The organism is Streptomyces atriruber (genome assembly GCF_001418325.1).
GTDB classification, from domain to species: Bacteria; Actinomycetota; Actinomycetes; order Streptomycetales; family Streptomycetaceae; genus Streptomyces; species Streptomyces atriruber.
The window spans coordinates 1-4717 of record NZ_LIPN01000384.1 but is presented as its reverse complement, the minus strand read 5'-3'; the positions used below and the strand labels follow the sequence as shown (position 1 = coordinate 4717).

The 4717-nt window shown below is 72.2% G+C and carries 1 protein-coding gene; it reads left to right on the top strand.

The genetic code is table 11. The annotated features are described in order from the left end of the window. Positions 1-10 precede the first annotated feature (10 nt). Positions 11-4717 (top strand): type I polyketide synthase (locus tag AOK03_RS32975; RefSeq protein ID WP_244177845.1); only part of this gene is annotated, 4707 nt, incomplete at its 3' end.

The window sequence follows — 4717 nt, the reverse complement described above, 5'->3', positions numbered from 1 at the left end:
GGATGCGTTCATGGCTGTGTGCGAGGCCGATGGTGTGCAGGTGCGGCGCATCGCGGTGGATTATGCATCGCATTCGCCGCAGGTCGAGGATCTGCGGGACGAACTGCTGGAGGTCTTGGGGGAGATCGAGCCGCGCGGCGGTCAGGTTCCGTTGTTCTCCACGGTGACCGGTGATGTGATCGATACGGCCGTGATGGATGCGGAGTACTGGTTCACGAACCTGCGTCAGACCGTTCGCTTCGACGCTGCCTTGCACAACCTCCTTGAAGCCGGACACCGTGTCTTCGTCGAGTCGAGTCCGCATCCGGTGCTGGTCGGAGCGGTGGCCCAGGCCGCTGAGGGCGACGGGGTCGCCGGGGTGACGGCCGTCGGCACGTTGCGCCGCAACGAGGGGGGTCCGGCTCGGCTGGCGCAGAGTCTGGCCGAGGTGTTCGTCGCGGGTGTCGACGTGAACTGGGCGCCGTGGCTGGCGGGTGGTCGACTCGTCGAGCTGCCGACGTACGCCTTCCAGCGGCGTCGTCACTGGTTGCCCGCGGGGCGGTCCGTGGTGGACGCGGCCGGGCTCGGGCTGCGCCCCGCCGGACACCCGCTGCTCGGCGCCGCCGTGGCCCTCGCGCCGCAGGAAGGCCTCGTCCTCACCGGTCAGCTGTCGCTGAACACGTACCCGTGGCTGGAGGACCACGCCGTCTACGGCACGGTCATCCTGCCCGGCACCGCCTTCGTCGAGCTGGCGCTGCACGCCGGGAGCGAGGTCGGCTGCGATGTCGTCGAGGAGCTGATGCTGGAGCGGCCGCTCGTGCTGTCGCGGGGCGCGTCGACCTCCGTGCAGGTGTCGGTGGGCGCCCCGGACGAGGCGGGCCGCCGGACGATCTCCGTGCACTCGCGCGTCCAGGACGCCGATGCCGACCTGGACGCCGGGGCGGAGTGGGTCCGGCATGCCGTGGGCGCGCTCGTCGACGGTGCGTCGGGCGGGGTGGAGCGGCTGGACGGCGTGTGGCCGCCCGTCGGTGCAGAGCGGGTCGATGTCGCGGACGCCTACGAGACGCTGGCCGGGCTCGGCTATGGCTACGGGCCGGTGTTCCAGGGCCTGCGCGCGGTGTGGCGCGACGGCGACGACCTGTTCGCCGATGTGCAGCTTCCGGCGGAGGCCGACGAGTTCGGCGTCCACCCTGCGCTGCTGGATGCCGCGCTGCATCCGCTGCTCGCGGGGGAGATCGTGGTGCCCTTCTCGTGGAGCGGGGTGCGGCTGCACTCGGTCGGTGCGTCGGCGCTGCGGGTGCGGTTGTCGCGTGACGCGGACGGTGCCGTGCGGCTGGTGGCGTTCGACGGTGCGGGCCTGCCGGTGGTGTCGGTGGACGAGTTGCGGTTGCAGAAGATGTCGCAGGAGCAGTTGGGGGCGGCGGTCGCTGCCGGGGACCCGCTGTTCGAGGTGAGGTGGGTCGACGTACCGGTTTCGCTCTCAGGGGCGGCGGTTGACGCGTCCGACGTCGTCGTTGCTCACGTGGAGCCCGGTGGGGATGCCGGTGCGCGGGTCGCGGAGGTGCTGGAGACGGTCCAGCGGTTCCTCGCCGAGTCGGCGGAGTCGGCGCGGTCGGCGCATTCGGCGGGTTCGACGGAGTCGGTGGAGGAAGCCCGGCTCGTCGTGGTCACGCGCGGCGGTATGACGGGCACGCCGGATCCGGCGACGGCCGCGGTGTGGGGCCTGCTGCGTTCGGCGCAGGCGGAACAGCCCGGACGCATCGTGGTCGTCGACGTGCCGGACGGCGCCGAGAGCGGGACGGCTGTCGCTTCGGCGCTGGCGAGCGGCGAGCCTCAAATCGCCCTTGACGGCGGCAGGTTGCTCGCTCCTCGGCTCATGACTGTCTCTGCGGAGGCGGCCGACGCTCCGGAGTGGGACCCGGACGGCACGGTTCTGGTCACGGGCGCGAGTGGCGCCCTGGGCGGGTTGTTCGCCCGGCATCTCGTGGCCGAGTACGGCGTACGTCACCTGCTGCTGGTCAGCCGTCGTGGCGCCGAGGGCGCCGAGGAGCTGACTGCCGAACTGGGCGCGCTCGGCGCGACGGTGACCTTCGCCGCGTGCGACGTCGCGGACCGGGACGGTCTGGCGGCGGCCCTGGCGGGTATCGCGGACGAGCACCCGCTGACCGCCGTGATCCACGCCGCCGGTGTCCTCGACGACGGTGTCGTCACCGCGCTGACCGCCGAGCGGGTCGACACCGTGATGCGCCCGAAGGCCGAGGGCGCCAGGCTGCTGGACGAGCTGACGCGGGACGCCGACCTGGCCGCGTTCGTGCTGTTCTCGTCCGCCGCCGGTGTGATGGGCACGGCAGGTCAGGGCAACTACGCGGCGGCGAACGCCTACTTGGACGCACTGGCCCTTGCGCGCCGTGCCGACGGACTGGCGGCCACCTCGCTGGCCTGGGGCCTGTGGGCCAGCGACAGCGCCATGACCGCGCACCTCGACGAGGCGGACATCGCCCGGCTCTCGCGCAGCGGTCTGGGGTCCATGTCGACGTCGCAGGGCCTCGCCCTGTTCGACGCAGCCTTGGCGGCCGACCGGGCGACCATCGTCCCGGCCCGGTTCGACCTGCCCGCGCTGCGCAACCAGGCGGCGCAGGACCGGCTGCCCGCCGTGTTCAAGTCGGTCGTCCGCGCTCCCGTGCGCCGGGCCGCGGCACCCACCGCGGAGGAAGCCTCGTCGTGGGCCGCCGGGATGGCGGCGCTGGACGACGGCGAGCGGCAGGAAGCCCTGCTCGATCTGGTGCGTGGCCAGGTGTCGTTGGTGCTCGGGCTCGGTTCGGGTGCGTCGGTGGAGGCGGATCGTGCTTTCCGCGATCTGGGCTTCGACTCGCTGACGGGTCTGGAGCTGCGGCAGCGGTTGCAGACGGTGACGGGGCTGCGGCTGCCGTCGACGCTGGTGTTCGACTATCCGACGCCGACCGCGCTCGTCGGCTTCCTTGAGGAGGAGGTCGGGGGGACGGACGCGGGTCCGGTGGCCCCGGCCCCCGTCACAGGGGCGGCCGCCGACGATGATCCGATCGTCATCGTGGGCATGGCGTGCCGTTTCCCGGGCGGGATCCGTTCTCCGCAGGAGCTGTGGCAGGCGACCCTCGACGGGGTCGACGCCATCACCGACTTCCCCGACGACCGCGACTGGGACCTGGCGAACCTCTTCGACCCGGACCCCGGCCACGTCGGTACGAGCTACTCCCGCCGGGGCGGATTCCTCGCCGGTGTGGGGGACTTCGACGCGGAGTTCTTCGGGATCAGTCCGCGGGAGGCCGCGGCGATGGACCCGCAGCAGCGGCTGCTCCTGGAGACGGCATGGGAGGCGCTGGAGCGCACCGGCATCGACCCGGACTCCCTGCGCGGCAGCAGGACCGGTGTCTTCACCGGTCTCATGTACCACGACTACGGGACCTGGATCGGCGAGGCGACCGAGGACGTCGAAGGCCTGATGATCACCGGCAACAGCGGTGGTGTGGCGTCGGGGCGCATCTCGTACCAGCTGGGCCTGGAGGGTCCGGCGATGACGGTCGACACGGCCTGCTCGTCCTCGTTGGTGTCGCTGCACCTGGCGGTGCAGGCGCTGCGCAACGGCGAGTGCACCCTCGCCCTGGCGGGCGGTGTGACCGTGATGTCGACGCCCACGACGTTCGTGGAGTTCTCGCGGCAGCGGGCGATGTCGGTGGACGGCCGGTGCAAGGCCTTCTCGGACGACGCCGATGGCGCGGGCTGGGCCGAGGGTGTCGGTCTGCTGGTCGTCGAGCGGCTCTCCGAGGCGCGCCGCCTCGGGCATGACGTCCTGGCGGTGGTGCGGGGCAGCGCGGTGAACCAGGACGGCGGCAGCAACGGTCTGACGGCGCCGAACGGTCCCTCGCAGCAGCGCGTCATCCGTGACGCGCTGGCAGGCGCACGGCTGACCACGACCGATGTCGACGCCGTCGAGGCGCACGGCACCGGCACGGCCCTCGGCGACCCGATCGAGGCGCAGGCGCTGCTGGCCACGTACGGCCAAGGACGTGACGAGCGGACGCCGTTGTGGCTCGGCTCCGTCAAGTCCAACATCGGGCACACGCAGGCCGCCGCGGGTGTCGCGGGCATCATCAAGATGGTGCAGGCCATGCGGCACGGCATCATGCCGCGCACGCTGCACGCCGACACGCCCTCCCACCACGTCGACTGGACCTCCGGTCAGGTCAGGCTCCTCACGGAGAACCAGGAGTGGCCGGACCTCGACCGCCCGCGCCGCTCCGGTGTGTCGTCCTTCGGCATCGGCGGGACGAACGCGCACGTCATCCTGGAGTCGGCCCCGGCCGAGGAGACCGCGCCGATCGCGGCCCCGGCGCTGCCCGAGGCGCCTGCGGTCGTGGCCGCTCCGGTGGTGCCGTGGGTGTTGTCGGCCCGGAGCGAGGCCGCACTCGCGGAGCAGGCCGCCCGCGTACGGGCCCACCTCGATGAGGGTGGATTGCTCGGTCTGCGGGATGTCGGGTTCACGTTGGCGGGTGGGCGTGCGGTGCTGGAGCACCGTGCCGTCGTACTCGGCGATGACGTGAGCGAACTGTCCTCCGCACTGGGCGATTTGGCGGCGGGGCGTGAGGCTTCTGGTGTGGTGACCGGGCGTGCCGGGGCTCATGGCTCTGGTGGTGCGGTGTTCGTGTTCCCGGGTCAGGGTTCGCAGTGGGTGGGCATGGCGCGGGAACTCCTCGTGTTCTCG